Annotated in this window: 29 protein-coding genes and 3 pseudogenes; 18 read left to right on the top strand and 14 right to left on the bottom strand. The window is 56.5% G+C overall.

Going from position 1 to position 26814, the window contains the following annotated elements; genetic code table 11:
* Nucleotides 1-45: 45 nt before the first annotated feature.
* Nucleotides 46-582, bottom strand: coding sequence for a chalcone isomerase family protein (locus LU684_RS08910; RefSeq protein ID WP_016488094.1), 537 nt, complete (start codon nucleotides 580-582; stop codon nucleotides 46-48).
* 317 nt (nucleotides 583-899) lie between these two features.
* Between LU684_RS08910 and LU684_RS08905 the strand changes: the two genes are divergently transcribed.
* Genes LU684_RS08905 through LU684_RS08890 form a run of 4 tightly spaced genes read left to right on the top strand, consistent with a single transcriptional unit; the run spans nucleotide 900 to nucleotide 5004 of the window.
* A complete protein-coding gene (locus tag LU684_RS08905; protein WP_016488095.1) occupies nucleotides 900-1799 on the top strand; it encodes a TIGR03756 family integrating conjugative element protein in 900 nt (299 codons plus the stop codon).
* Nucleotides 1799-3154, top strand: coding sequence for an integrating conjugative element protein (locus LU684_RS08900; protein WP_016488096.1), 1356 nt, complete (start codon nucleotides 1799-1801; stop codon nucleotides 3152-3154). Before LU684_RS08905 ends, LU684_RS08900 begins: the two co-directional genes overlap by 1 nt.
* Complete coding sequence (locus LU684_RS08895; RefSeq protein WP_016488097.1) at nucleotides 3151-3456, top strand: hypothetical protein; 306 nt, start codon at nucleotides 3151-3153, stop codon at nucleotides 3454-3456. Before LU684_RS08900 ends, LU684_RS08895 begins: the two co-directional genes overlap by 4 nt.
* A 9-nt stretch (nucleotides 3457-3465) precedes the next feature.
* Nucleotides 3466-5004, top strand: a complete 1539-nt coding sequence (locus LU684_RS08890) for a conjugal transfer protein TraG N-terminal domain-containing protein (protein WP_016488098.1) — start codon at nucleotides 3466-3468, stop codon at nucleotides 5002-5004.
* A 4-nt stretch (nucleotides 5005-5008) separates the two neighbouring features.
* Here LU684_RS08890 and LU684_RS08885 read toward each other — a convergent pair whose 3' ends face one another.
* On the bottom strand, nucleotides 5009-5368 hold the full coding sequence (locus LU684_RS08885; protein ID WP_016488099.1) for a hypothetical protein: 360 nt from the start codon (nucleotides 5366-5368) through the stop codon (nucleotides 5009-5011).
* Nucleotides 5369-5806: 438 nt separating this feature from the next.
* Here LU684_RS08885 and LU684_RS08880 point away from each other — a divergent pair, with 438 nt between their 5' ends.
* From LU684_RS08880 to LU684_RS08870, 3 genes are all read left to right on the top strand, one after another.
* The gene (locus LU684_RS08880; protein ID WP_200867647.1) at nucleotides 5807-6109 is read left to right on the top strand and encodes a DUF3085 domain-containing protein; all 303 of its coding nucleotides are present in this window, start codon (nucleotides 5807-5809) and stop codon (nucleotides 6107-6109) included.
* A 115-nt stretch (nucleotides 6110-6224) separates the two neighbouring features.
* Entirely contained in the window at nucleotides 6225-6734 is a 510-nt protein-coding gene (locus LU684_RS08875) for a hypothetical protein (protein ID WP_139139547.1), read from the top strand.
* An 84-nt stretch (nucleotides 6735-6818) separates the two neighbouring features.
* Nucleotides 6819-7757, top strand: coding sequence for an ArdC family protein (locus LU684_RS08870; protein ID WP_016488101.1), 939 nt, complete (start codon nucleotides 6819-6821; stop codon nucleotides 7755-7757).
* Between the two features lie 86 nt (nucleotides 7758-7843).
* Here LU684_RS08870 and LU684_RS08865 read toward each other — a convergent pair whose 3' ends face one another.
* Together LU684_RS08865 and LU684_RS08860 are read right to left on the bottom strand one after the other, a co-directional pair.
* A complete protein-coding gene (locus LU684_RS08865) occupies nucleotides 7844-8173 on the bottom strand; it encodes a histone-like nucleoid-structuring protein, MvaT/MvaU family (protein ID WP_016488102.1) in 330 nt (109 codons plus the stop codon).
* A 127-nt stretch (nucleotides 8174-8300) separates the two neighbouring features.
* On the bottom strand, nucleotides 8301-8495 hold the full coding sequence (locus LU684_RS08860; protein ID WP_016488103.1) for a DUF7740 domain-containing protein: 195 nt from the start codon (nucleotides 8493-8495) through the stop codon (nucleotides 8301-8303).
* A gap of 222 nt (nucleotides 8496-8717) precedes the next feature.
* Here LU684_RS08860 and mobH point away from each other — a divergent pair, with 222 nt between their 5' ends.
* Entirely contained in the window at nucleotides 8718-10436 is a 1719-nt protein-coding gene (gene mobH, locus LU684_RS08855) for a MobH family relaxase (protein ID WP_016488104.1), read from the top strand.
* A gap of 209 nt (nucleotides 10437-10645) precedes the next feature.
* Here mobH and LU684_RS08850 read toward each other — a convergent pair whose 3' ends face one another.
* From LU684_RS08850 to LU684_RS08830, 5 genes are all read right to left on the bottom strand, one after another.
* A complete protein-coding gene (locus LU684_RS08850; RefSeq protein ID WP_139139546.1) occupies nucleotides 10646-11539 on the bottom strand; it encodes a DUF4435 domain-containing protein in 894 nt (297 codons plus the stop codon).
* Nucleotides 11536-12798: an AAA family ATPase gene (locus LU684_RS08845; RefSeq protein ID WP_054888280.1), complete on the bottom strand. Its 1263-nt coding sequence runs from the start codon at nucleotides 12796-12798 to the stop codon at nucleotides 11536-11538. The genes LU684_RS08850 and LU684_RS08845 overlap by 4 nt, the downstream gene beginning before the upstream one ends.
* Nucleotides 12799-13419: 621 nt before the next feature.
* Nucleotides 13420-13626: a hypothetical protein gene (locus tag LU684_RS08840; RefSeq protein ID WP_016488106.1), complete on the bottom strand. Its 207-nt coding sequence runs from the start codon at nucleotides 13624-13626 to the stop codon at nucleotides 13420-13422.
* Nucleotides 13627-13639: 13 nt separating this feature from the next.
* Nucleotides 13640-13849, bottom strand: a complete 210-nt coding sequence (locus LU684_RS08835; RefSeq protein WP_016488107.1) for a hypothetical protein — start codon at nucleotides 13847-13849, stop codon at nucleotides 13640-13642.
* A gap of 1080 nt (nucleotides 13850-14929) precedes the next feature.
* Nucleotides 14930-15226, bottom strand: a complete 297-nt coding sequence (locus LU684_RS08830) for a hypothetical protein (RefSeq protein WP_054888278.1) — start codon at nucleotides 15224-15226, stop codon at nucleotides 14930-14932.
* Nucleotides 15227-15443: 217 nt separating this feature from the next.
* Here LU684_RS08830 and cyoA point away from each other — a divergent pair, with 217 nt between their 5' ends.
* The 4 genes from cyoA to cyoD are packed head-to-tail and all read left to right on the top strand — an operon-like array spanning nucleotide 15444 to nucleotide 19299.
* Nucleotides 15444-16367: a ubiquinol oxidase subunit II gene (gene cyoA, locus LU684_RS08825; protein ID WP_054888277.1), complete on the top strand. Its 924-nt coding sequence runs from the start codon at nucleotides 15444-15446 to the stop codon at nucleotides 16365-16367.
* A 5-nt stretch (nucleotides 16368-16372) separates the two neighbouring features.
* On the top strand, nucleotides 16373-18346 hold the full coding sequence (gene cyoB / locus LU684_RS08820; RefSeq protein WP_054888276.1) for a cytochrome o ubiquinol oxidase subunit I: 1974 nt from the start codon (nucleotides 16373-16375) through the stop codon (nucleotides 18344-18346).
* A 3-nt stretch (nucleotides 18347-18349) separates the two neighbouring features.
* A complete protein-coding gene (gene cyoC, locus LU684_RS08815) occupies nucleotides 18350-18961 on the top strand; it encodes a cytochrome o ubiquinol oxidase subunit III (RefSeq protein WP_054888275.1) in 612 nt (203 codons plus the stop codon).
* A complete protein-coding gene (cyoD, locus tag LU684_RS08810; RefSeq protein WP_054888274.1) occupies nucleotides 18961-19299 on the top strand; it encodes a cytochrome o ubiquinol oxidase subunit IV in 339 nt (112 codons plus the stop codon). Before cyoC ends, cyoD begins: the two co-directional genes overlap by 1 nt.
* Nucleotides 19300-19386: 87 nt before the next feature.
* On the opposite strand, the gene LU684_RS08805 is transcribed toward cyoD, so the two are convergent.
* Entirely contained in the window at nucleotides 19387-19605 is a 219-nt protein-coding gene (locus LU684_RS08805; RefSeq protein ID WP_054888273.1) for a hypothetical protein, read from the bottom strand.
* A gap of 260 nt (nucleotides 19606-19865) precedes the next feature.
* On the opposite strand from LU684_RS08805, the pseudogene LU684_RS30520 reads away from it, so the two are divergent.
* Nucleotides 19866-20183, top strand: a pseudogene (locus LU684_RS30520) (general stress protein); the annotation flags it as partial.
* Nucleotides 20184-20276 (top strand): annotated as a pseudogene (locus LU684_RS08790) (general stress protein); the annotation flags it as partial. It abuts the pseudogene before it with no gap.
* Nucleotides 20277-20452: 176 nt separating this feature from the next.
* Here LU684_RS08790 and LU684_RS08785 read toward each other — a convergent pair.
* Nucleotides 20453-22051, bottom strand: a complete 1599-nt coding sequence (locus LU684_RS08785; RefSeq protein ID WP_054888305.1) for a hybrid sensor histidine kinase/response regulator — start codon at nucleotides 22049-22051, stop codon at nucleotides 20453-20455.
* A gap of 298 nt (nucleotides 22052-22349) precedes the next feature.
* On the opposite strand from LU684_RS08785, the gene LU684_RS08780 reads away from it, so the two are divergent.
* Entirely contained in the window at nucleotides 22350-23144 is a 795-nt protein-coding gene (locus LU684_RS08780; protein ID WP_054888271.1) for an OBAP family protein, read from the top strand.
* Between the two features lie 155 nt (nucleotides 23145-23299).
* On the opposite strand, the gene LU684_RS08775 is transcribed toward LU684_RS08780, so the two are convergent.
* The 3 genes from LU684_RS08775 to LU684_RS08765 are packed head-to-tail and all read right to left on the bottom strand — an operon-like array spanning nucleotide 23300 to nucleotide 24950.
* Nucleotides 23300-23800 (bottom strand): YciE/YciF ferroxidase family protein, encoded by a 501-nt coding sequence (locus LU684_RS08775; protein WP_054888270.1) that lies wholly within the window; start codon nucleotides 23798-23800, stop codon nucleotides 23300-23302.
* Nucleotides 23801-23824: 24 nt separating this feature from the next.
* Complete coding sequence (locus LU684_RS08770) at nucleotides 23825-24055, bottom strand: hypothetical protein (RefSeq protein WP_054888269.1); 231 nt, start codon at nucleotides 24053-24055, stop codon at nucleotides 23825-23827.
* A gap of 16 nt (nucleotides 24056-24071) precedes the next feature.
* Nucleotides 24072-24950 (bottom strand): manganese catalase family protein, encoded by an 879-nt coding sequence (locus tag LU684_RS08765; protein ID WP_054888268.1) that lies wholly within the window; start codon nucleotides 24948-24950, stop codon nucleotides 24072-24074.
* Between the two features lie 258 nt (nucleotides 24951-25208).
* On the opposite strand from LU684_RS08765, the gene LU684_RS08760 reads away from it, so the two are divergent.
* From LU684_RS08760 to LU684_RS08750, 3 genes and pseudogenes are all read left to right on the top strand, one after another.
* Nucleotides 25209-25718, top strand: coding sequence for a ferritin-like domain-containing protein (locus tag LU684_RS08760; RefSeq protein WP_054888267.1), 510 nt, complete (start codon nucleotides 25209-25211; stop codon nucleotides 25716-25718).
* Nucleotides 25719-25777: 59 nt separating this feature from the next.
* Nucleotides 25778-26002 (top strand): DUF2061 domain-containing protein, encoded by a 225-nt coding sequence (locus LU684_RS08755; RefSeq protein WP_080641021.1) that lies wholly within the window; start codon nucleotides 25778-25780, stop codon nucleotides 26000-26002.
* Nucleotides 26003-26378: 376 nt separating this feature from the next.
* A pseudogene (locus tag LU684_RS08750) lies at nucleotides 26379-26738 on the top strand (alcohol dehydrogenase catalytic domain-containing protein); the annotation flags it as partial.
* Nucleotides 26739-26814 lie beyond the last annotated feature (76 nt).

The raw sequence follows: 26814 nt of genomic DNA, 5'->3' as shown, positions 1-26814 counted from the left end.
AACCCTTTGATTGTCCCCCATCGCGCCTTCGCATGTTCGGATTCGTTAATCGCCCAGCAACGCGCGCCGCAACTTTGGAAAGCGTGTTCTGCCATCTAGCCAGATGGAGAAGAACGCTCGGGCGAAGTCAGGGTCAAGCACCTCTCGGCTCAGTTGATCATTCACATAGAAACGACAACCGCGCCCAGGCAGGTACACCCCTATCAGCCGCTGTCCCGCCCGAACATCGCCAAACGCCCTGCGCATCTCAAAGCTCCATTTCGCCAATTGCTCTTCCTCAAGCTTGTCGCCGCCCAATCGGCGGAATTCGTCCTGAAGCATCTCGACAAGCGTGGCTCTGCTGACATCACGCAGGAACGTGACCTCCAGGGCCAAAGCGGTGTCTAGCGTCGGCTTAGGATGGCGGCTCCACAGACGAGCCTCATAGATAGTAAGGCCAAACCAGCGAAACTCGCCTGCCCCAATGGAGCGTGCTCCTGGGATATCATCAAATAGATCGGCGTCAGCCCCTGGCGCAGCAAGCAACAGCACGAGTGTCACCACCCGCAGGTTTCTAGACCAGTGTTCCAGGTGCGTGCCCATAGCAACCACGTCTTCTCCCCTTTCAGTAGTAAAGCTTATCCCTAAAACAGCTTGCCTTCGTTGCCCATGCCCCGAGGTTCGGACGTTACGCTGGCTTGAGAACCTGCAAAAACGATGCTTCGGCTCTCATTTAGTTGGTCCACCGCGTGAGTCAGACCTCAGACACTCAACCACGCCGTCGTCGTTACATCGATTAGGTGCTGGGTATAGCTATGAAAGACTCATTAGACAGATCGGTCTCTCTAGGTCGGCACTCCGGAGCACATCGCAGCAGCAGGCGCGGAAATGCCAAGCGGATATTTGCCGCATCTCTCACGATGTTCCTCACCGAACAATGCTTGGCACTGACCACCCCCGCCATCATTGCCTCGGTCGCGTCGCTGCAGTGTCTGGAGTACAGAATCGTCGGGATCTGCTATTGGCTACTGTGTACGCCGTTCGGCTGCACAGTGCGAACCTCACCCAAGGTCCGGCACTTCATTCCCGAGTTGGTGGTGTCGAGCTATTCCAACACCGGCAGTAACCCCTGGGGCGAGATGTCTGCCCTTTCGGTACCGACGCCCCTGTCGCAAGGCGGGGGCAACCTGATCACGCCCTCGTCGCAACGCGACAACCTGCCCCGTTTCAAGAATGTCGACGGCATCGGGCATCCCGGCGGCGCTGCCCTGACGGCCCTGGCCCAGAGTTTCGGCTTCGGCTATGCGTGTCCGAGCGGGGCGGTGCCGCTTGCGCCCTACTACCTGAGCACGCTCGATCCGCTGGCCTGGCGCCACGCCATCCCCGAGTCCGTTTACCCGCAGGCGCTGACTCCGGGCATGCGCGAGATCGGTAGCCAGGCCTTCGGCAACATGTGGGGTAGCGTCTACCCGCGGCAGGGATTCCTGGTACAACCCGATGACTTCAAGGCCGCCGCGGTGATGGCGCAGCGCGCCAGCGACTTCATCACCCGCGTTGGCCAGCCGCACGTCTACCTACCGTTGCAGCCGATGCCAGCGCCCGGATATTGGCCGCCGCAGCCGGTGATGGAGAACAACATCAACAACCACCGCTGGCAGTTGCTCACTCCGATGGTGCAGAGCACCTGCGCCATCTTCCCGAGCGCCACCCTCCAGAGTGCCGAGGGCGCCTACGCCTGGTCGCTGTGGCGCCCGTACAGGTGCTGCCAACGCATGGGACAGACCTTTCTGTTCAGCATCGACTTTGATGGAGGGCAGTGATGAACACCCTCTCGTTCGGGTTGGTATGTCTTTTCGTGTGCGCCGCTGGCCACGCCGCCGAGAGTGGCTACCACCTGGGCGACCAGGCACAGGTATTGGACGATCGGGTGATGTACACCATCGGTGGCGGATCGGCGGTGGGCGCGCCCTCCTCGCTCTACCGCCCCAGCGGACTCGGCGTAGGCCTGTCCTGGCGCGCGAACATGATGTGCGGAAACATGAACCTCTCCAACACCCTGCAGAACCAGCTCAATGGTGCCACGCAGGGTTTCCAACAAATCATGGGCAACGTCATCCAGAACGCCACCCAGGCGGTGATGTCGCTGCCGGCAATGATCATCCAGCGCGCCAATCCCGGGCTGTATGAGCTGCTGAGCAACGGCGTGCTCCAGGGGCGCATCGACTTCGACCGCTCCAAGCTCACCTGCCAGGCGATGGCGGCGAAGATGGCTGACAAGGTGGATCAGGCCGGTTGGGGAGCACTGGCACAGAACCAGGAAATGCAGCACAACCTGGAGCAGTCCGACGGTGATGCCGTGACCGCGGTGAAGGACACCGAATCCAACAACGGCAACAACGGTGTCAGCTGGGTCGGCGGGCAAAAGGCCGGCGGCTATGGCCAGGCGCCGATCCGAGTGACCTCGGACGTGGTCAAGGCGGGTTACAACCTACTGCACAACCGTTCGGTCGAGGACACCTCGGCCGTCGGCTCAAATTGTCAGAACGGCGCAATCTGCCAGGCCTGGGGGAGCCCCGACGAGGCCGCTGAGTGGGCCACACGTGTGCTCGGTGAGACCGAAGTGGAGACCTGTGATGACTGCGAGACGCTGCGCGTCAGCGCGGGTGCAGGTCTCACGCCATTGATCCAGGAAACCTACACCCAGCACCTTGAAGGCTTGCAGCGCATGTTGTCGGGCGCAGAGGAGCCCACGCCGGAGAACCTGGGCAAAGTCTCCAGCCCGTTGCTGCAGGTCTCCCGTGGGGTCATCGAGGGCCTGCGCGATGATCCCGACCAGAACCTGTTGGCCCGACGCCTGGCCAGCGAGACCGCGCTGTCGAGCGTGATCTACAAGGCGATGCTGCTGCAACGCACGCTGCTCGCCGGCAGCCACGAACCCAATGTGGCGTCGGCACAACCCGCTACCACTGCCCTCAACAGCAATGTCGAAACACTGGAGCGCGAGATCCGCTTGCTGCAAACCGAGTTGCAGGTGCGCCAAGCCCTGGCCACCAACACCGCCAGCCTGGTCCTTGATCGCCACGCCGGCGGCGCCGATGCCTCGCGCAGCATCGACCAGCGCGATCCGCAGCCAGACCGCCTACATCATGCGGAGCAAGGAAGGAGCACGCCATGATGCCGCGTTCTGTGAGGAGCACGGTTGCCCGAGTGCTGCTGATCTTCGGCTCAATGATCGTTACGTTGCTGGTTGCCTGGATGGCGCTGCAACTGAACGGCCCCCAAGTCGATTGGTTCGAGGATGCGCGGGGGAATACGCCCTACTTCGCCTACTGGCGAGCTCTGCTATACAGCCTGATCTTCGCCGGCTGGACCACAGCATTGCGCTCGCGGCCGTTACCTAAAGACCAGCAACGGCTCATGCGCTTGGGGCTGGTCGGCTTTGGCTCGATCGTCCTGGTCGAACTGTCACGAGTGTGAGGTGCAGTCATGAACATGAGCACCAACAGCTACCTCGAGTACTACCTGTCGCTGCTGGCGTGGATCATCAACAACGGGATCTGGAACACGCTGGCGGACACCGGACTCTTTGCCGCGCCGTTTGGCGCGATCATCTTGCAGGAATGGTTGTCGGCCCGCCAACAGGGCGCCGACGAGGGCAACAAGGGCTTGCTGTCAATCCCCCGCGTCGAGAACCGCCTGTGGATGAGCTACGTCGTCATCCTGTTTGGCTGCATGCCGTTTTTCCCGTTGAACCTCTCCTCCGTGACCTTCGACGATGCGGCGAGCCAGCGCTGTGGGGTGTCGATGGCCAAGCCCACAGACACGGCCTGGGGCATGACCTTCAACACCATTGGCGAAAAATCCGCCAACGTGCCGGTGTGGTGGTACCTGGTGCATGCCATGAGCAAAGGCATCACCGCTGCAGCGACTGCGTCCATCCCCTGCGCACCCGACATCCGCGCGATGCGCATGGAGATCGACAGCTCACGGATCAACGATCAAGTGCTGCTACAGGAAGTCGCCGATTTCACCCGCGACTGCTATGGCTATTCGCGCTCGCGGCTGTTTACTAACCGCCCCGAGCTGGACGAATCGCAGAGCTACGATGCGTCCTGGATTGGCTCGACTTACCTACTCGACACGCCGGGCTATTACGACACGGATCGCTCGCGCACGCCCCGGGTTGATTGGCCATATGACGAGACGCGAGACACCTCCCTGCCCCGGTTGGACAACGGTGCGGGCTACCCAACCTGCAAGCAGTGGTGGAGCGATGCCACGGTCGGCTTGCGCGACCGCCTGGTCGCCGAGGTCGATCCAAACCTGCTCACGCAATTGCGCGGTTGGCTGACCGGACACAGCTCCACCGAAATCGAAAACGCTACCCTGCGTGAACTGGTGAGCCCGCGCCAGCAGTCATTGAGCATGGCGCCTGGCCAGGTGTTCCAGGACTATGGCAGCAGTGCCCGAGGTGGATCGTTGACACAGGGGCTCAACAACCTGGCCACCAACACCGGCCTGGCCTTGGGCTCGTTCAGCAATTTCCCGGCGATGAATGCGCTGCGTGCGGCACTGCCAATGGTGCAGGCCTTCCTGATCATGGGCACGATCATCAGCCTGCCGCTGGTGCTGCTGATCAGCACCTATCAGCTCAAAGCGCTGATGACGATTACCTTCGCGCTGTTCACCCTACACATGCTGACGTTTTGGTGGGAGCTGGCCCGCTGGATCGACTCGAGCATGCTCGACACGCTGTATCACCAGGTCTCTGTCACGGACCAGGCGCTTTTAACATTACCAACGGCAGGGTTCATGGATGGGACGGTCACCGCACAGGTGATCGAGTACGTGATGGGGGCGATGTTTTTGGTGCTCCCGATGTTCTTTCTGGGAACCATGAGTTGGGCGGGGTACAACGTTGGCAGCAACGTCCAGAGCCTTCTTACTCAAGGTGCAGAGAGTGCCAAACTCCAAGCTGGGAAGGGAACATCACAAGTTGTTGGAAGCGTACAAAAGCTCAAGTAATCAGTTAACGAAGTGATCCGTGTTCGTCGTACATTTCTGGATACTTGAAACGATGCTGAGGATGGCTAACCTCGAATACATCGGGCTCATCATCACTCGCTTCAATAGGCTGCGCGGCAAACGCCCATAGGGCTACCATTCCGACCGCCAGGAAGAATGCAACTGATGCAACAGCAAGCAAAAGAATCACCTTAACAATCTGCATACCGAGCCGGCGATACCCAAACGGCACGCTCGCCAACATCGGTGAATGCAGCACGCTGGCTTCTAGCTGATTCACCAATCGACCCGCGCGAGTTGCGGCACGAATCAAATACTTGCCGAAAGAAGTCCGGTTGGAGTTTGAAGACGCTGGAGTCGCCATTTTCCTATCTCCATTTACTTCACCGCACGTGCGGTCAAACCGCTTTAAACAATTTGGATCCAAGCCTTAGCTTACTCCTCTCACGCAGTTTTCCATGACCGTTGATCACTTGGTTTACGCTGCTGATCACCAGTGGCACCGCATGGATTGACGCAGTACGCCCCCCTGAAAATCTTCATTGACGCAATGCCGGCCCGCTTGATACACCGGACATGCAAGCGCTGGAATTCCAGCACCCCAGGTGGCCTCAACCTTCAAGGCCACGTCACTCCCGTGACGGTTGTCCCAAGGGCGATTAGCGTTCGGTGGCTCGCCCGGTTACCGCTCCCGCGGTGATGAGCGCTCTTTTACATCGGCCTCACTGAGCCCTGCTCCGTTGAAGCTCCTTTTCCATTTCCGTGCTGGGAATTCTTCCCGCATGGGTGGCATTCCTCCGCACTGCCTGGAGGGGTCAAAGACCACGGTGTCTACCTCATGTCCGAGTTCGGCGAAAGCAAATCCGACGGAAGTAGCCGCAAACACATTGCCTACGCCATGGGTTGCAACCCTGACGTCGACGACTTTGACGCCTGGTGGAATCGCGCTCGCAGTGAATTCGGTGGCGACGATTTTGCCGAGTACTTCGACCTTGATGATCCCGTTCTGGAAAGCCTACGCGGCACCGACGGGGCATTGGTGATTGAGGCCACATCCACGCACCTGTACATCGCTGCTGAGATTGCCCTGCCCGGGAAATCCTGACTGCTCTGGAGACACATGCGATGTTCCAGGGAAGCACGAATTTGTGCCTCTCTGGGACATCGCTCCTTTCAATCTCCACGCCAACAACAGCGAGCGATTCATCTGAAGTTTTGGGATGGAAAAACTTCGCTGGAAGCGGCTGGAAACTCGACCTGCAAGGCAGGCTGGATTAGGCGTTGACCCCACGAGCAAGCGCGTTTTAATGCCTGGACACGCCAAGTTTTCAGTGAGCGCGGTGGCGATGGAACTTACCCGGGATGCTCCTGGAGGCCATCGCTGGATCAGCTCCCGGGAGGCACCAGTGTCCAGGAATAACCGCTCCTTACCTGCCATTGTCCTGAGCCCAGGGGTATGGCAATTCATCGCCGAGGTTGGTACGGCTACTGACACAGTTGAGCAATCAGGACAGCGCTTGCAGACCGTATTGGGCATCGCTCTGGCTTCGGTAGATCACCACTTGCGCCAATCGCTCGACTTGCTACTCGATCAAGCTTCCCAGAGTGAATCACGCTCCTCGGCGTCAGTCACTCAGTTTCAGGTAACTCACATCACGCCAGAAACCGGCCCTGTTTTTCTTCATATCAGGTTGCCACATGAGATCGGTGTGGACATCTCATCGGCCTGAACGCCCACCCTACCACTGTCCACTTACCCCACCGGGAACCCTTCCCGGCCGGGCAGCGTTCCCCTTCCTTGACTGGAGAACGCCATGTCCGATATCTACCTGGACGTCACCAACAAGATCGTCAACGCTCTGAATCAGGGGGTGATCCCGTGGATCAAACCCTGGACCACTTCAGGCTCAAGTGTTGACGCACCTTTCCCCATTAACGCGATTACCCGGCGCCCCTATGCCGGTATCAACATTCCACTGCTATGGGCCGAAGCGCGTCTGCGCGGGTACCGCCAGGATCGCTGGCTCACCTACAACCAGGCACGGAAAGCCGGTGGGCATGTGCGCAAGGGCGAACAATCGACCCTCGCAGTGCTGTACAAACCCATGAGCAAGGAAGCACACGACGAAGACGGCCAGGTCGTCCGTGATGAGCAAGGTAACGTCAAGATGGTGCAGTTCGCACTGCTACGAACGCATTGCCTGTTCAACATCGAGCAGACCGAGGGACTACCCAACGACGAGCAGTACCACGACGAGGGTAAAGATCCGATGGCATTCATCGATCATGCACCTGCCGAGCGTCTGTTGGCCGCCAGCGGCGCACGCATCGAACACCGCTACGGGGATGACGCGTTTTATCTACCGATCCGGGATCTCATTCAATTGCCCACCAAGGCCCAGTTCGTGGACGTCGGCAGCTACTACGCGACCGCGCTGCATGAGCTGACGCACTGGTCGGGTCACCACGCCCGCCTCAACCGGGAAGGCATCACAGGCGGACACGCATTCGGCTCTGCGGCGTACGCCTTCGAGGAGTTGGTCGCGGAGATGGGCGCAGCGTTTCTCTGCGCCCTCACCGGCACCCAGGGCGAGTTACGCCATGAGGAGTACCTGGCGTCCTGGTTGAAGATCCTCAAGGAGGATAAGCGAGCCATCTTCCGCGCCAGTGGGCTGGCCCGTGAGGCTTCCGAGTACCTGTTGGCGCTGCAGTTGGATCAGGCCAGCGAGACGACCGAACGGCTCACGGCGTGACTTTTCACTTCAAATAGAAAGGCCCCAACCGGGGCCTTTGTTTTGCCTGCAACGCCGACCATCGGCCGCTGCAATTGAGCAAGCGATTACTGCAGCCAGCTCTCGACGACATCCGAGCCGTGCTCCTGCTTCCACTGCTTGAGGATCTTGTGATTGCCGCCCTTGGTTTCGACGATCTCGCCGCTGTGCGGGTGCTTGTAGCGTTTGACCTCACGCGGCTTGCGCTGAGCGGCGGTGGAGCTGGAAGTACTCACGCTTGCGCCCTTGGACGGGTCGAGAATGGTGATGACCTGGCGCAGGTTCATGCCGTACTCGATTTCCTGCTTCAGGCCGGAATCGTTTTTCATCGCGTCCAGCTGTTGAAGTTGAGCAGCCAGTTGAGCTTCCAGTGCTTTGAATTCGGCAAGTTTGGACATGTGAAATCTTTCCTAGGGTTGGGGCATGTGCGGCGATATTACCTGAGGCACAACTACTAGCCGAGCGTTAACTGACTCTCCAGCTAACTTTTCATCCCTCAAAATGTGCACATATCCATGTGACTAATCAGTCCGGCAAGAACTGGCAAAGGTGCCCCACTAGTTCACGAGGTGCGGCACTGTTGCCGATCTTGAACAACATATCGCGCTGACTGCGTGGCAGCTGTTTCGCACAGCGCGTGGCGGCCGATCGAATGGCAGCATCGGTACCATGAATCCGGTCAGCCAGTAGCACGATCAAAATGGCATCGCTCAACGTCATCAGGCCACCTTCCTCGAAATAATGCCGGACAGTCTACCTCACAGGAAAAGGACAGGTCATTCCGGTACCACAGGTAACCCGATGCGCCAGGCTTCGAATTTTCGCGTTCGCGAAAAGGCTCAAGGCGTTAAAGGGTAACGGCGGCAATGGTAAGGGGGCACAAGGGTAAGAGGCCTATCCGAAAAGGCAAAAGGACCTTCTGAATACAAAGCAGGTAACCCGATGAAGCGCTGGTGGTTCAAGCATGAAAAAGGCAATGCTGCGGAGCCCATACTCGCTCCAGCGCCCGAGGGATTTCTCCTCCCACTACTCGCCGAATCCCTGCTCTGTGCCGACCACCGGAAAAAGTTGCTGCAGCGCATCTGGCAATACACGGCGCTCTCCGAGCCGCAGTTCAATCAGCTCTACCTTGACCCGATCCACCGCTACGCCAGCTATGTACAGCAACTCCCCGCCAGCGAAAGCCACCACCATGCCTATCCGGGCGGCATGCTGGACCATGGACTGGAACTGGTGGCCTGCAGTTTGAAGCTGCGCCAGTCGTACCTGCTACCCAGCGGCGCCGCACCGGAAGACCAGGCCGCCCAGGCCGACGCCTGGAGCGCGGCGATTGCCTACGGCGCCCTGCTTCACGACATTGGTAAGATTGCCGTCGACCTGCAGGTCGAGTATGAAAATGGTGAGGTGTGGCACCCCTGGCACGGTCCTCTGACCCTGCCCTACCGCTTTCGCTACGTAGCCGGCCGCGATTACAAGCTTCACGGCGCCGCCACCGGGCTGCTGTACACACAAGTTTTGACATCCCGTCAGCTTGACTGGCTCAGCAACTATCCAATCCTGTGGGGACACCTACTGTTCCTGCTGGCCAATCACTACGAGCACGCCGGCACCCTCGGGGAACTGGTGCTACAAGCTGACCGGGTCTCCACCGCGCAGAACATCGGCGCCAATCCCACCAAAGCCCTGCAGGCACCCAAACATTCGTTGCAGCATCACCTACTCACAGGCCTGCGTCACCTGGCCAAAAAAGAGTTCAAATTCAACCAGCCCGGCGCGGCTGGCTGGCTTACCCAAGACCATCTGTGGCTGGTCAGCAAGACCGCCACCGACAAACTGCGCGCTTACCTGCTCGCCCAGGCAGTGGATGGCATCCCCTCCTCCAACATTGCCTTGTTCGATGAGCTGCAGTCGCATGGACTGGTGGATGTGACACCAGAGGGCAAAGCGGTGTGGAGCGCCACCGTTTCAGAGGATGACTGGCAACATCGCTTTACCTTTCTTCGCCTGCAGCCGAGCCTGATCTGGGCCAATGAGCCGAGGCCAGATTACTTTAGCGGCACGGTAGAGCCGATGATGGATGGCCCACTACCGACCAGCGAAACCAACGAGTCGGCCCCGGATCAGCCGCCTGCAACACCAGAAGCAAAACAAGCCGGCGCCGTGCTGCAGAATCAGGAATTCGACTACCTCGACGACCTTATGGACATGTTGCAAGTGCAGGGCGAACGCGAGAGTGGATCAGCTGTTGAGATGGCTCAATCTGCCACTCCTCCACCACAGTATTCCGTGGGGCAGGCCTTTATCGAGTGGCTGCGCGAGGGAGTTAACAGTCATCGCTTAGTGATCAACGACAGTAAGGCCAAGGTCCATACGGTGGACGGTACTTTCTTCCTGGTCACACCGGGCATTTTCCAGCGCTATGCTGCCGAGCAACCGGAGCAGTCTGATGGAAGCAACCAGATCGAGCATTGGCGGCGCGTTCAGCGTCAATTTGAGAAACTGGGCATTCATCGGAAAAGGTCTAATGGGCAAAACATTTGGGCTTGCACTGTGAGAGGTCCTCGCAAAACGAACATTCTGAATGGATACTTACTGAACAGCTCAACAGATATTTTCGCTGCCCTGCCTGCGGATAATTCACATCTCGTACTGGTCAAGTAACTCCAACCTGCATCTAGCCACTTAAACAGATCCAAAATTATGGATTCTCGATGGAATCGTCATTGCAACTAATGACTCCCGCAAAACTATCGAGATCCAACAAGGGGACTTTAGCATTGCCTTATCTCCAGGCCATGAGAATGACAAAAACGCATTCAAAATTATCAAAAAATAAAGACATCACCACAGACAACCCCACAGATCAACCTCTATATTCGAGTAGCATCAGCGACTCGTGCACGCAAAGCCGAGGCCATACCCTGATAATAATTTTTCAAATCCGGATCCTTGTCTAGATCCGTATACTGAAAATGCTCAGCGACCAATACATCCGCCATTTCTCTATTCAGATTTTTTTGACCTGTAACATCACGAAAACACTCACAAAAAATCCCATACAAAAATTTTGCCCACAACTTACCGTAACAGTCGCGGGCTGCCACAACCCTATCGCAACCACTAAACTGAAATTTTTCCACTCTACCCGACTTAATGGTGCCAATTAACTTCCTAAAAGATTCTTTCTTGACTCTATATCTATTAGAATCACGAACATCAACATACGCCCAGAATTTTTCACGATGAATTCCCTGCACCCTTTTTAGCGAGCAGAGCACATCTACAAAAATCAACCTATTGAAATCCACCAAAAAATTACGACACTTAACTCTAATCACTTCTGCAGCTTCAGCACTAACGCCTTTCACAGAAATTCTCTCAAGCTTAGAGATAATAGCTTCAGCTTGCCAAGCATCGTTCTCCCAGCTGTAACCATATGTATAGAGAACAAACGGATGATCAATCAAACAATGGCGATGATGATCATGATCTCTATCCATAGCCACTATGGTATTGGATATTTTTGATGCGGCAACATCTTGAGCATAAGGCAATAAATTATCCTTTGAGCCAAGAGGTCTAATTTCATAACTCAGACCTGGTAAAAATCGTGAAAAAAATCCTTTCCAAAAAACCGCATCAATTGAACAGTCGCTTTGTTTTTTCTCTTTATTGAACTCGCCACCCTCTGTATAGACCACCATACTGACGCCCAAAAACGCAGGCAAATTCGATCGACCTGACACAGTTCTTGTAAATGTCATTTCACGCAGCGATCCATGTGAATCAAACGATCTTGGTTGGCCCCGACCACATCAGGGGAATGGGTAGCGAAGACAATCTGAGCGGCAGGATTAAGGCTTTTTATATTTTTTGCCAAACTTTCTTGCCAAGCTGCGTGAAGCGAAATCTCAGGCTCATCTGCCATATATATAAAGCTTTGACCTTCCTGCAGCAAAGCCTCACCAAGAATAACGATGATCTGCTTTTCCCCAGAAGAAAGCTGGGAGGGCTTCAAAATTTTTCCAGATTCAGTCTTAATCACTAACTCATTACGCTCATTGAGCGAAATGGTTTTCTTCAAAAGCAATTTATTCAGTATAGCTAAGAAAAGATCCCGAGAAGAAACAATCCGATTTTTCTCTTTGGTGATACCCTCCCAGACATCCACGGTACTTTCGATTCTGTGCAGGGAGAAAATCGCCATAAAGTCGGCCGGTTTGAGATCTGTACTTTTACCCCATCGCCCTCGGAGATCCTCCAGCATACCAAAATGTCCATCTAGCTTCTTTTGGTAACTTCTTTTGTCCAACTTAAATTCAGAAAATATTTGTAGGAGTGCCTGCTTTTCACTGTCGACCTTCTCACGCCCAGGAAGGGCTGCCACCTTGTCATTCTCCTTGACCAGCAAAGATAAGAATACATGTTCTTGAAAACGCTCATGCAGAGCATTCACCTGCTTACTCAAAGAGGAAAGGTATCTAACCAATCGATTCGAGAAATCATCCAACCTCAAATCAACCGGATCATTTCCACCTGGCCCCTTCAGCGAAGCGGCTCGCTGAACAGATAGCCAAGTCAAAGACACCATTTCAGAGAGATGCTTTGCTAGAGTACGGCTCGCGGCAGTACTCCCAGCTAACTGAGCTCTTATAAAAAACGAGCCCTTGCTAACCGTATCATAACCATCCACATCACTCAAAACATACGCATAGGGTTTTTCAGTAGAAGACTCTACAATCTTATAATCACAATGAAAGAATGGCACCCCAAGATTTTTAACTACTTCAATATATGGTTTTCGCTTGGAGCGTGGATCCTTCAAATTTATACGAACCGACTCAAAGTCAAGCTCAGAGAGGTAATCTTTGTCAGCGCGAAGAACGCCAGAGATTATTTTGAGCGTAGTGGATTTACCTGAACCATTTGGACCGATGAGGAAATTCAAATCCTCGCTTGCTTTGAAGGATACTTCGTGATTCCCCCAAAAACCTTTAATCATCACACTATCAATGAGATTCATAGCTTCCTACTATTTACAGGTCCGGTGGGCACAATGATGGCACAGCTTAGGCTTTGATGCATTACCTCCAAGACTGCTTAGGCCCCTATAGAGGCGTCTCGACCGGGTACCTAGATCCCCATACCTCTACCTCGCCGACGCGTTGATCGGTTGTGACGGACGGACCTTAGCCAAAAGCGAGGTAAATCGGCGCAGTTCGCCGAAGCTTAACGAAAGCCTAAAGCAACAGCGAGGAGTTCGCCCGCGACCATTTCCAGGCTTACGTTTCAAATACTGATGCTGAAGCCCTGAGGCTGGACTGAAAGCTAAAGCTGAAACCCACGAAAAGTGAGACCGAGTCAGGACTTCGGATGTGGATAGCCCGGGTGCTCGTTAAGGCAACGATGGTCAGCCCGGTCCAGAGGCGTTAACCGACCCAAAGCAGATGTTGATCAGAGACTTCATGTTGTCAGCGTAGGCGCCATAACCGATTTTAGCCGCCCAGCTTCCAGATCCGCGAAACACCTGTGGGAGTCGCGCTTGCAGGCGATGGGCCGAGCAGCGGCGCTAACATCCGGAAGTCCGCAATGGGGTCAAAAACAGACACTCAGCAGGACGCTTCATCTTCCGCGCAACTGCCAATCAGTGAACAGTTCCGCCGCCGTGGCCAAAGGCTTTCATTTGATAGTCGGTTACAGCTTGGAACAGAGATTCAGCTATCAGGCGTAATCTTTCCACCTCTATCGCAGGCGCGCCGGTATCCTGAGCTTCGTGGTAACGGCGCATTGCCTCAATTGCCTCGGTGTAGGCTGGGTGGTCGGGCGGCAAAATCTTCGACTGTTTGGGCATCAGTGCCTCGATATCAGTGAATTGATTCAGACAGACTGCCGGCTTCAAGCACCTGGAAATCCACTACCGCGTGATAAACGGAGTCAGCCAACACTCTAAGCCGCTCGATTGTCTCTGGAGATGCCCCGTTATCTTGCGCGGCCTGATGCGCCCTTATCGCATCAAGGGCTTCGCGCAGTAGCGGCTCGCCGGCTTTGGCCATGCCTTCCAAGGTTCGCTTCATGCTCTGCCCATTCTGCTACGTTGATCCATCATAGGACGATAGCGACGGTCTGATGGCCGGCATCGATCCAAGGCCTTGTGTTTAGCAGTTCAGGCCTCATCGCGGCAAACCGGTTCCCATAGGAATATCACCAGCTTCCAGACCTGCGCCAGCCTCTGTGAGAGCCGCGCGTATCGGCGATGTGTCGCGAAGCGACCCCAATATTCAGGCGCCGGGTCGATAGCTGCCGGCAAGAGCCAAGCATACCTAGGCTGCCTTGGAAAAATCGCTCCCTTCCAAACGTGAGTTGCTAGGCCATATGTCCATCACAATCCGCAGCAAACCAGCATAAGCCACACTAAAAATGGGGGACCAGATGGGGGACCAAAAACACACAGGCACAAAAAAGCCCCGAAAAATCAGGGCTTTAATGAGAATTAGTGGCGGAAGCGTAGGGATTCGAACTTTCTCGATTGCAGTGTGATCCGTTCCGAGCAAAAGTGTGCGCTATCATCCCAGGCTGTGTAAAAAAGCCCCAGTTCACGAAGAAGATATGCGGACCAGGCCTGTAGGTCTAGCAGATGGAGGCGTGGATCACCCTGGATCGGTCATAGGCATGGTGGTTGTGCCATCTGGACCGCGGCAGCTGGCCTCATGCCCTGATCGCTTACGTAGTCCTGCAATTCCGATTATCTTCATCATTCATTTGAGGTTGTAGGATAGCTTGAAGGTTCATCTCGACGATTACCCTCGGCAGGGTCTTGACCAGGAAGTGGGTGGTTCCCAGTTTGAGCGTTCCGAAAGGATGCTCCACCGTCTGCTGCCACCCGCGTCGGGTCATGCCCAAGGCGCGCGGCAGAGACATGCTTCCTTTCCATTGAGCCCACTGGTTGTACATGGTCGTCTTATGGGATGACGCGGTGTAGTGGTGGGTCGCGGATGACAACTATCCACCCATTACAGCCCCTCGACCGGTAAAGCAACACCATCCATGCGATGTAAACCCCTTCTGGTGAACAGCCTGACAGTAAGGATTGACCATCACCGCCCGCCGGTAGCAATCCGATCGGAACAGCTGCTTCGCCTGGTTCCTCCCGCACCTCAACTTCCAACCACTTCGACATCGAACGCCTTGCCCTCGGTCGCGACTCGCCTGGCATACCCGACGCCCCACACCATCGCCCGACTCATGGTTTCGCCAGGGCATTGGAAAAAGGCTTGCTCACTCATCATCGAGCCATCGGCGCGATAAACTCCGATGAACAACTGAGTGGCACCCGTTCGTGACAAGCGTGCCTGCACTTCGAGACAGGCTCCTGTGTCCAGCGTTTCCTCATGGATCTGGTGGTGCAGGATCGGATCGCACCATTGACGATAGGTTTCCCCTCTTCTTTTCATCTGCCTGTCCTCTGCTGTTGTCAGCGGTAGATAGCCTCGCGCGCGTAATCAGTCCAAATGAAACGACGCCATCGGACAGGCGGCCGAGTTATACAAAGCGGTTTTTTTGTACATCCACCATTCGTCGCCAATCCGCAAATCTCATACAACCTTCGTTTCGTCGCCGTCCTTCTAACGCCACAAGCAAAACAACTGGCAATCGCTACAGGACAAGATCATGGCCACGAGATTCACGTATGGCGCACGGTTGCTCGGTCTTATGTTGCTCAGCATCGGTGCTTTGCAGCTCTCGGGTTGCGACATGGTGTTGTTCAATCCAAAAGGTCAGGTCGGGTTGGAGCAGCGCAACCTGATCATTCTCGCCACGCTGCTTATGCTGATAGTGGTAGTCCCGGTCATGATCATGGCGCTGGTATTCTCGGTGCACTACCGCGCCTCCAATGAAAAGGCGCGCTACACGCCGGAATGGAACCATTCGCGCGCTATCGAGGCAGTGGTCTGGGGTGTGCCGCTTATCATCATCATTGTGCTCGGCGTGGTGACCTGGCGCTCGACCCATGCGCTGGACCCGTACCGACCACTCGTGGCTGACCGACCGGCGATAAAGGTTCAGGTGATCGCCACAGACTGGAAATGGCTATTCGTCTATCCCGAACTCGGCATCGCCTCGGTCAATGAGTTGGCCATGCCAGTGGATACCCCGGTGGATTTTCGGGTGACCTCCGATGGCGCCATTACTTCATTCTTCATTCCGGCCCTCGGCGGGCAAATCTATGCCATGGCGGGCATGCAGACCCAGCTGCATCTGATCGCCAACCACAAGGGTACCTACAACGGCATCGCTGCCAACTACAACGGGCCGGGTTTTTCCGATATGTATTTCGAGGCCTTGGCTTTAGACCAAGCCGGTTTCGACGCCTGGGTGACAGCGGTGCGCAGGTCACCGAATCGGCTTGACCAGGCGCGCTATGCACAGCTGGCCAAACCGAGCGTCGCCCATCCTGTGGAGCACTACGCCAAGGTGGACGACGGCCTGTTCCAGTCCCTGATCGACAAGTACCAGGGCATTGACCGGTCTAACGACGTCGAACGGCGCCTGAGCATCCCTGATGATGAAGCGCCGAAAGGCAGCAAGGAGTGACCCGCATGTTCGGAAAGTTGAGCTGGGACGCCATCCCCATGGACGAACCCATCATCATGTACACCCTTGCTGTAGTCGGCATGATCGGCGTTTGCGGCTTTGGGATGATTACCTACAAGCGCAAATGGACGTATCTGTGGAAGGAGTGGTTGACCTCGGTCGACCACAAGCGCATCGGCGTGATGTACATCGTGGTCGCCCTGGTGATGCTGCTGCGGGGTTTTGCCGACGCGCTGATGATGCGTACTCAGCAAGCCATGGCTTCGGACGGCTCGCCCGGCTATCTGCCACCGGAACACTACGACCAGATCTTCACCGCTCACGGCGTGATCATGATCTTCTTCATGGCCATGCCATTCGTGGTCGGCCTTATGAACATCGTCGTGCCGTTGCAAATCGGTGCGCGCGACGTGGCTTACCCGTTTCTGAACGCGGTGAGCTTCTGGCTGTTCGTATCGGGTGCGGTTTTGGTGAATCTCTCGCTGGGGATCGGTGAGTTCGCCCGCACTGGGTGGGTCGCCTACCCGCCCTTGTCCGGTATCGGCTACAGCCCGGGCGTAGGCGTGGATTACTACATCTGGTCCTTGCAGATCTCCGGCGTTGGGACGTTGCTGACCGGGCTGAATTTCTTCGTCACCATCCTAAAAATGCGCACCACCGGCATGACCTTGTTCCGCATGCCGGTGTTCACCTGGACGGTATTGTGCACTTCGATACTGATTCTGGCCGCATTCCCCATTCTCACCGCCACGCTGTTCATGCTCAGCCTGGACCGCTACCTGGGCATGCATTTCTTCACCAACGAGATGGGCGGCAACCCGATGATGTATATCAACCTCATCTGGGCCTGGGGCCACCCGGAGGTGTACATCCTGATCCTGCCGGCTTTCGGAATCTTTTCTGAGGTGGCCTCTACCTTTTCACGCAAGCGGCTGTTCGGCTACTACTCGCTGGTCTGGGCCACCATCGTCATCACCCTGCTGTCGTTCATCGTCTGGGTACACCACTTTTTCACCATGGGCGCCGGGCCGAACGTGAACGCGTTCTTCGGCATTATGACCATGATCATCGCCGTCCCGACTGGGGTGAAGATCTTCACCTGGCTGTTCACCATGTACCGCGGTCGGGTGCGCTTCGAGACACCCATGCTGTGGACGGTGGGCTTCATCGTCACCTTCAGCATTGGCGGCATGACCGGCGTGCTGCTGGCGGTGCCGGGCGCAGACTTCCTGCTGCACAACAGCCTGTTTCTCATCGCGCATTTCCATAACGTGATTATTGGCGGCGCGGTGTTCGGCTACCTGTGTGGCCTGACCTACTGGTTCCCCAAGGCGTTCGGTTTCAAGCTCTACGACCCGCTGGGGCGTGCCGCGTTCTGGTGCTGGCTGGCGGGTTTCTATTTCGCTTTCATGCCATCTTACTTTCTCGGTTTCATGGGCATGACCCGGCGCCTGAACCATTTCAATGTGCCTGAGTGGCGGCCGTTTCTGCTGCTGGAGATGGTTGGTGTGCTTATCATCCTCTGCGGCGTGGCCTGCCAGGTAATGCAACTGATTGTGAGCATCCGCAAGCGCCACGAAAACCGCGACCACACCGGCGATCCCTGGGATGGCCGCACGCTGGAGTGGGCCACTGCGTCACCGCCGCCGTTCTACAACTTTGCCGAGCAACCGGTGGTGCACGGCATCGACGCCTATTGGGGAATGAAGGAGCGTGGGGTCAAGACGCTGATCGAGGCGGATTTTCGCAGGATTCACATGCCGTGCAACACTAGCCTGGGCGTGTTGATCGGCGCATTGAGCACAGTGCTGGGCTTCGCCTTGGTCTGGCATATCTGGTGGCTGGCGATTGCCTCACTGCTGACCACGGTGGCAGCACTGATCGTACGCAGCTACGACCGGCATACCGAGTACTACGTGACGGCCGAGGAAGTCGAACGCGTGGAAACCCAACGGCGTCAGCTGATGGCGGAGGCCTGAGCCATGTCGCACATCATCTTGAACGAAAGCGCCCACCAGCAGGGGCAAGGCTACGAGGATGCGGGTTCGCTGAGCCTGTTCGGCTTCTGGATCTACCTGATGACCGACTGCATCCTGTTCGCCACGTTGTTCGCCACTTATGCGGTGCTGGGCCAGTCCGTGGCGGGCGGCCCTGGCCCTGCGGACATCTTTGAGCTGCCCTACGTCCTGGGCGAAACCAGCCTGCTACTGCTCAGCAGCATCACCTATGGCTACGCCATGCTGGCCAACCACCGCAAGGACAAGCGCCGGGTGCTGCAGTGGCTGGGGGTCACCTTTGTGCTGGGCCTGGCTTTCGTCGCCATGGAGGTGAACGAGTTCCACCACTTGATCGCCGAGGGCTACGGGCCGCAGCGCAGCGCGTTTCTCACCGGCTTCTTCACCCTGGTCGGCACCCATGGCCTGCACGTGCTGGTCGGCCTGGTGTGGATGGCCCTGCTGATGATCCAGGTCCAGCAGCGTGGCCTGTGCTGTGTCAACTCCACACGGCTGAGCTGCCTGAGCCTGTCCTGGCATTTTCTCGACATCGTGTGGGTGTGCGTGTTTACCGTCGTCTACCTGTTCGGAGTGATCTGATGAGCAACGAAAGCCAGATTCACAGCAGTGCCGGCGCCAGCCAGTCCAGCCACAGATCGTACAATATCGGCTTCCTGCTGGCTGCGTTGCTGACCATTGTGCCGTTCGGGCTGGCCATGTTTCCCAGCTTGCCGCGCGCCGCTACCTTCCTGTTGGCGCTGGTCTGCGCGGTGGTGCAGATTCTGGTGCACATGATGTTCTTCCTGCACCTGACCACCGCGCGTGAGCAGCGCTGGAGCCTGGTGGCGCTGGTGTTCTCCGTGGTGATCATCGTGCTGTTGGTGGGGTTGTCGCTATGGATCATGTACTACGTGCACTACAACATGCTCGGTTTGTGACCCGTCCTCGCCCACGGGCTTGTCCTGCCGGCTGGCGATGGTGTTGCTGAGCGGGTTAATGGATGAAACCATGCGTGCCGCCCCTGCTCAGGGCTGTTGGCAATGCCCCGGCGATGTGCCGCGCTCGTGGTCATGCTCAAGGCGCTGCACCTGCACGTCAGTAAACGACGACGCTTCACTACGATGCAGGCCTTGCAGGTAATCGCGCGCCGCTTCGCGACTCAAGTTTTCCTGTTCACTGCGCAGCTCGCAGGTGCCGGGTTGGTTGTCGAGGATGTAGCTGATCAAGTACAGGTAGTTGGCCATACGGATACTCCTTTTTTCAGATGGGGATGGACGACTCAGTAGGATTGATCGTTATCGGTTCGCATTCGTTCAGCCCAAAAGACGGCTGGCAGCCGGCAAGGGTGAACTCTGTTTGCCATCGTGCAAGGCTTTGGTGGTGCATGATTAAGGCTTCCTGCATGCTTGGTCGCCAGTTTTGTTTGCCACAAGATGAAAGGCCAACTTTCATTAGAGACTCTTGTCCGCCCGAGTGAAATTCTTTGCACGATGTGCCGCTTTCCATGGGTCACTGGTTAACACAGACCTTCCTGTGTAACTACCGACATGAGGTGTCAATCATGGCTAGCAATCAAGACGACCGCGGGAATCAAGGTGGCAACGCCAACACCAATCCAGGCAACTTTGCCAATGACCGGGAAAAGGCATCCGAGGCCGGGCACAAAGGCGGCCAGGTGTCAGGAGGTAATTTCAAGAACGATCCAGAGCGCGCCTCGGAAGCAGGTCACAAGGGTGGCCAGGCATCCGGCGGTAATTTCAAGAACGACCCTGAGCGGGCATCCGAAGCTGGCCACAAGGGCGGCCAGGCGTCCGGCGGCAACTTTGCCAATGACCGCGAAAAAGCCTCGGAAGCCGGACGGGTCGGTGGCCAGCATAGCCACGGTGGCGGTCGCAAGAGTGATGACAACCGCTAGTCATCCGTGAAAATCGCAGGGGCAGCCGGGCTGCTCCTGCGCGCTGATGTGGACGTCCCATGTTCATGCACAATAAGATTGCAACACACCGTGCCCGTGGCGCAGCCCAATCCGGGCATCATGGCGGCCTCACGCGCACCTGCCATCAAAACAGCTTGCTTGCGCCCCGTTGCCCATCACGCCACGCCAGTCGGACCATCTAGTACCTGTCTGACCCGGCAAGCCAGATCGTGTGGCTGGCAGGGCTTGGAGATGACCTCGAACTCGGCGCCGCCAATGTCAGTCCGCTCGATCGCGTTTTCCGCGTAGCCTGTCGTCAGCAAGACTTTGATCCCAGGTTGCAGGCGCCGCACGGCTCGGGCAAGCATTACGCCGTTCATGCCGCCCGGCATGATCAAGTCGGTAAACAGCAAGTCATATCGCTCCCCAGCCTGGATCAGTTTAAGCGCCTCGCGGGCGTTAAGCACCATGTCGGCGGCATAGCCGTAGTCCTCCAACACCATCTTCGCCAGCTCGGCCACATCCGGCCGGTCCTCGACGATCAGGATGCGCTCACTGCCAGCACTGCGCTTAGCCACTTTCGACGGTTGCTGCTGCACCAGCTGAGCGTCATCCACCGGGAAGTACAGGCGCAACGTGGTACCTTCGCCTTCTTCGGTGTAGATACGCGCCGCGCCCCCGGACTGGCGGGCAAAACCGTACACCATCGACAACCCCAGCCCCGACCCTTTTCCCTCTTCCTTTGTGGTGAAAAAAGGGTCCATCACACGGTCACGGATGCCCGCAGGCATACCGACACCGTTGTCGGTGATGGATATACTCACGTAGCCACCCGGCAGCAATCCGTCAAACGACAGGCTTGGATCGGTGATCAGGACGTTTCGGGTTGCGATGAATATGTGCGGCCGCTTGCGGCCTATCAGGGCATCCCTGGCGTTGAGGAAAATATTCAGCAGGGCCACTTCTGCCTGTGTCGCGTCGATCCGGCAGCTACGCAGCTGGTCCTCAAGATCAAACTCCACCGTCACCTCGGCGCCGAACGTACGCTCGATGATTGGGCGCGCATCGTCAATCAGGTGGTTCTGGTTCAGTACCCGTCCATGCAACTTCTGCTTACGGGCGAACGCCAGCAATTGCTTGGTCAAGGTACTGGCACGGTCGACTGCCGATTGCGCATGCCCGACGCTACGGCGAATACGGTTCAGGTCCGCCTGGGGCTTCTCGGCTTGACGGGCGATCAGGCCCAGGTAGCCACCCATGACCTGCAACAGGTTGTTGAAGTCGTGGGCGATTCCGCCTGTCAGCTGCCCCAACGCTTCCATTTTTTGCGCCTGACGCAGGGCGTCTTCGGCGTCGCGGCGTCGGCTGACATCCAGCTGAGAAGCAAAGTAATAGATCAGCTCACCGCGCTCATTGAAAATCGGCGAGAGAAACAAGGCATTCCAGAAGCTTGAACCGTCCTTACGATAGTTGAGGATCTCAGCCGCAATATCGACGCGCTGCTCTATGGCCTGACGCAGGCTGTCTACCACCGTGCGGTCGGTGTCGGGCCCCTGCAGGAATCGGCAGTTTTGGCCCAGAATCTCCTCCGCGGCATAACCTGTCATTTCCAGGAAGGCCCGGTTGGCGAAGATGATCGGGTTGTCGTCTCGGTTAGGATCGGTGACGATCATCGGCATCCGGGTAGTTTGCACCGCGGCGAAGAACATATCGCGGGCCAAGCCGGAAATGTCGCCCGAAGCCTGGTTGCTGACGCGCGCCTTCTTTTCGGTCACGAGAATCTCCTTGATCATTGCGCCTGGTTCGTTAAATCTGGACAACTTTCGTGGGCAGGTTGCTCCCGGTCAGCCGCCAAGTTGCACGACGTCGGCAGTTTCAGGGAACAGGCTATCCACTCGCTGCTGGACACCCTGGACGGCAACTACCTCAGCTGGTCGAGCACTGCTTTGGCCAGCGAAGAGGCCGTTATTGGATGGATTAGCCATTTGAAACTGACTCAGACCACTCGTCCGTTGGGCTGTCCGCTTTATTGGCCATGGTTGTCCTCTAAGGACACCAGCCAGAGCCTTTCTCATGCGACAGCTATTTCAAACGATAACCCTTCCCCTCGCTTGCTCTCTGCTGTGGGCCTGCTCCGCTCACGAAACGAAGTCTCCTGTGGAGACACCAGGCAGGCCCGAGTCTGCTAAAACCCAGCTGCTGGAAGCCGGCGCCGCGACGCTGCAGTCCAAGCCGCCCATTGAGGCCATCAACGCTTACCTGGATGGCTTTCACTTCTACAACGGGCATCCGGACGTGCAGATGGAAGCGCACCACTACTGCTCCATCCTCAACGAGGATGTCATTCAATGTGTGATATTCGACGGCAATACCAAGGGGGCGAAGATCATGGGCGTCGAGTACATCATCGACGAGAAGCTTTTTGCCGGCTTACCAACGAGGGAGAAGGCGATATGGCACAGTCATGGCTACGAGGTCTCCTCTGGGCAGTTGATCGCCCCAGGCATCCCTGATCCTGCGGAACATGCCCTGATGGCGCGACTGGCTCACACCTACGGGAAGACGTGGCACACCTGGCATACCGATCAGGACAAAGCGCTGCCGGTGGGGGTGCCGCAGTTGATGATGGGCTTTACCGCAGATGGGCAGGCTGACCCGGCGATGGTCGAACAGCGCAATGGGCGCTTGGGTGTGGATGCTGGGAAAACCAAAGGCGAGCGGGCTGACATCCGTATTCCTGATGCTGATCCCCAGGCGGATGGCTGGCAGCACGGTAATGTCATTCAAATCACCGATCCAACCGGTGCCCATGTACATCGTTCTTCAACAGCTACGCCATCCACTACGAATAGCCGGTCTAGCCAATAGCCGCCTGCAACAACTGTGTTAGATAAGGTCTTGGGCGCGCCCCCTTCGGGGAGAGGCTGTCGTGTTTGGCGATCATCATGATGGTGATCATCCCCCAAAATCCAAGGGAAAGTAAGGTGTGAAAAGCCCGGTGCATCGGCACCGGGCTTGCGCCTTCATTTTTCGAGTGTGGCCGCCTGGTTACCTCCTTCTTCAGCGATAGCAGAAAGCTTGTCGTCCGCCGCTTTTTCCTCGGCCAAGGTATCGCCCAGCAACGACACTGCTTCCTTCATTCCCAAGTGCTTGGCCATGGCGATCAGCGTTCCATAGCTGGCGATCTCGTAATGCTCTACCTTCTGGCAGGCGCCGATCAGTGCGGCATCCAGCACCGCGCCTTGTTCGATTTCATCGAGCAATTCCTTGCTCTCCTCCACCAGCCCCTCCATCGCAACGCACTTCATCCGCTTGAGCTTCAAACCTGCCGACTCCACCAGTTGGTCGATGCGCTCGATCTGACCCTGGGTCTCGGCCAGGTGGGATGTGAAGGCGTCGGCCAGTAGTGGATTGGTGGCGGCCCTGGCCAACCGAGGCAGCGCCTTGGTGATCTGCTTTTCTGCGCTATACACATCAGACAGTTCATGGATAAACAGGTCTTCAACAGTTTTCCGTGCAGCCATTGGTTATCTCCTAGACGGTAGTGATCAGTGCAGGGTGTTACTCAGAAAAGTTTCCGGGCGCTCGACTTCCGGCGCATCGCCGGGAAGGTCGTTGGGTAGAAGCGAGCCGACTCCGAAGGTCATTACGGCCATGCGTACACGCAGAGCTCGACAGGCCAGGCGGGACTCAGCTTCAAATTCGGCCAACGCTTGGCTCATGAGGTGCTCAACACCAAACAGGCGATGTAGCGAGGCTTTCTTGCGCAGAATGTTCATGATGCCTCCGACTTTCTCAGTCTTTGCCATTAATCAAGCCGGAGCCGAGATCTGCGCCTGTAACCGGGTTGGCGGTTGGATCAGACATTGTCCGAAGCTTCATCGCCTCAACTGTTTCAGCTTCGGCAGGAGTGAGCGTCACCGAAGCGGTGCCATCCCCACCATCCACAGCAGCTGATGGATTTTCCACGTACTCCCACTCACTGCCCTCGTTCCAAGGGCCACGCACATTGGGCTCACCAGACATATTGAAATACTTGTTGGTGAACTCCGGCATACCAGGGAGTTTGCCTTGGGGGAAGTTCGGCTGAATGGTATGAAGCGCCTTTTCAAAGGAAAGCTGATGGGCGATCTCCCGGGTCATGAGAAAGCCCAGCGCCTCTTTCACGCCCGGGTCATCGGTAACGTTCATCAGACGTTCGTAGACGATCTTGGCTCGCGCTTCAGCTGCAATGTTCGAACGAAAGTCTGCTGTAGGCTCGCCTATGGTATCGACATAGGCAGCGCTCCAAGGGACGCCAGCCGAATTGGTCAGTGGAGCACCGGCACCATACAAGATGCTGGTGATGTGGGAGTCGTTACCCGCACCATTGATTGCTCGATACAGCTCGCCTTCCTCTTCGACCCCTTCGGCCAAGCGGCCTTTGGCACCCTTGTTGAGCATGACGATTATGGAGCCGACGATCTCCAGGTGGCTGAGCTCTTCGGTTGCAATATCCATCAGCAGGTCTTTACGCCCTGGGTCGTCTTCCGCCAGTGCCTGGGTGAAATATCGGCTAGCAGCGGCCAGCTCGCCCTGAGCACCACCGAATTGTTCGAGCAACAGATTGGCCAGGCCGGGATTGGGCTGGGCGACACGCACGGTATATTGCAAGCGTTTGTTATGGATAAACATGGTTTGCTCCTCGCGGCTAGTAAGCAGGCGCCCTCTAATGTAGGCACCATCAATGCTTAGGAGCGAACAGATGTTATTACGTGCTAAATCTATATCCGCTTTCTGGATGAATGGACCGGGAAGATAAGTTCAATCGAAATTTCACATCACTCGAAAATACCTTAACTCTAATCTTTAGCGTACCCATCCATTCGTCGACCGAAACGAACCCCTGAGACAATCCGGATTCCCAATAACTCATTTCCGAGGATATTGACCATGACGACCCCGACTGAAAACTTACTCGATTGGCTGCGAGATGCTCATGCAATGGAGCAGCAAGCGGAGAAAATGCTCAAAGCACAAGCAGAGCGGTTAGAAAATTATCCCGAGCTTCGTGAGCGGATCGTTCAACACATCGCAGAGACGGAGGGACAACAACGTCTACTTGGGGAATGCATTAAGCGTTTGGGAGGAAGTCCTTCAACTTTGAAAGATCTTGCAGGAAAGCTCATGGCATTCGGGCAGGCTGTGGGTGGTATGACCATGAGTGATGAAGTCGTCAAAGGGGCTATGTCTGGTTATGTATTTGAGAACCTTGAAATCGCCTCCTATACCGTGCTTATTGAGGCAGCAACGGCCTCAGGTGATGAGCTTACTGCCGAAGCGTGCCGAGCGATTTTGAAGGAGGAGGTCGCGATGGCCGACTGGTTGAGGGAGCACTTGCCAGAAATCACCCGCGCATTCCTGAGCCGGTCGGCAACACCTGGCGAAGAAGCGAAACGATGACCCAATATTTGCGCCGTCTGCGATACCCGGCGGCGCAAACAACTGATAAAGGGGCGCCAATGCGAAGCCTATCTGACACACGCTGCTGCTCCGGACGAACGAAAGGCCCATTATGGAAAACGTTCAGCTTTAGCATTCTTCACTTCACCATTGCATTCACAGTTGCATATTTACTTACCGGCTCAGCGCTCACAGGCGGACTGATAGCTGTAATTGAGCCGGCATGTAACACCTTAGCATTCTATTTTCACGAAAAACTATGGCGCCAGCTAGAGCGCAGATGAAAACAAGCGGCGCAGATCGCCTGCCCCTGCCCCTGCCCCCAACGTGGGCACTCAAATGTAAAAGTGCGAGATCGCCCACCTGACCCACCTTCTCTGAATATTATGTACCTGCTCAAGCACGTCAGGTCGTGAGGCAGCGAACACCATGAATGCCAACATCCTGTCGTCCATCGCCACGCCCCTCGTTTGAACGGCCTGGCTCTTCTGGCACGGGCTCAGATCGTTCGATAGCGGTGGGATCAGGAAGGGTTAGCTTGAAATGGTAGGGTCGAGAATGAGTTTTAAGTACCACTGGACTTGTTGGTCTGAACTTTGCCATCTGTCATGGCTTCCCCTGCATACCTATCACGGAAAAACGACTGCAGGAGCTGACCTTATGCGAGCATTGACCTACCACGGAGCACACGACGTCAGGGTCGATAACGTCCCCGATCCCATCATTGAGCAGGAAGACGACATCATCCTCAGGGTCACCGCCACAGCCATTTGCGGCTCTGACCTGCACCTCTACCGAGGCAAAATTCCAGAAACCGAAGCGGGCGATATCTTCGGCCATGAGTTCATGGGCATCGTCGAAGATACCGGCAGTGCCGTCACCAATCTGCAGATCGGCGACCGCGTAGTGATTCCCTTCGTGATCGCTTGCGGCAGCTGTTTCTTCTGCCAGCACGACCTGTTCGCTGCCTGTGAAACCACCAACACAGGCCGTGGCGCGATCATCAACAAGAAGGGCATGGCGGCCTCAGGTTCCAAGTGCAACAGTCAGTTGATAATGTTGAGCCGATTGGTTGCCAGCAGTTGCAGATGATCCG

Origin of the sequence: Pseudomonas sp. NMI542_15, from assembly GCF_021283425.1 — a bacterium.
In the GTDB taxonomy this organism is placed as follows: domain Bacteria; phylum Pseudomonadota; class Gammaproteobacteria; order Pseudomonadales; family Pseudomonadaceae; genus Aquipseudomonas; species Aquipseudomonas fortuita.
Note: the sequence above shows the minus strand (reverse complement) of the source record. Positions and strands in the feature narration are given on the sequence as shown.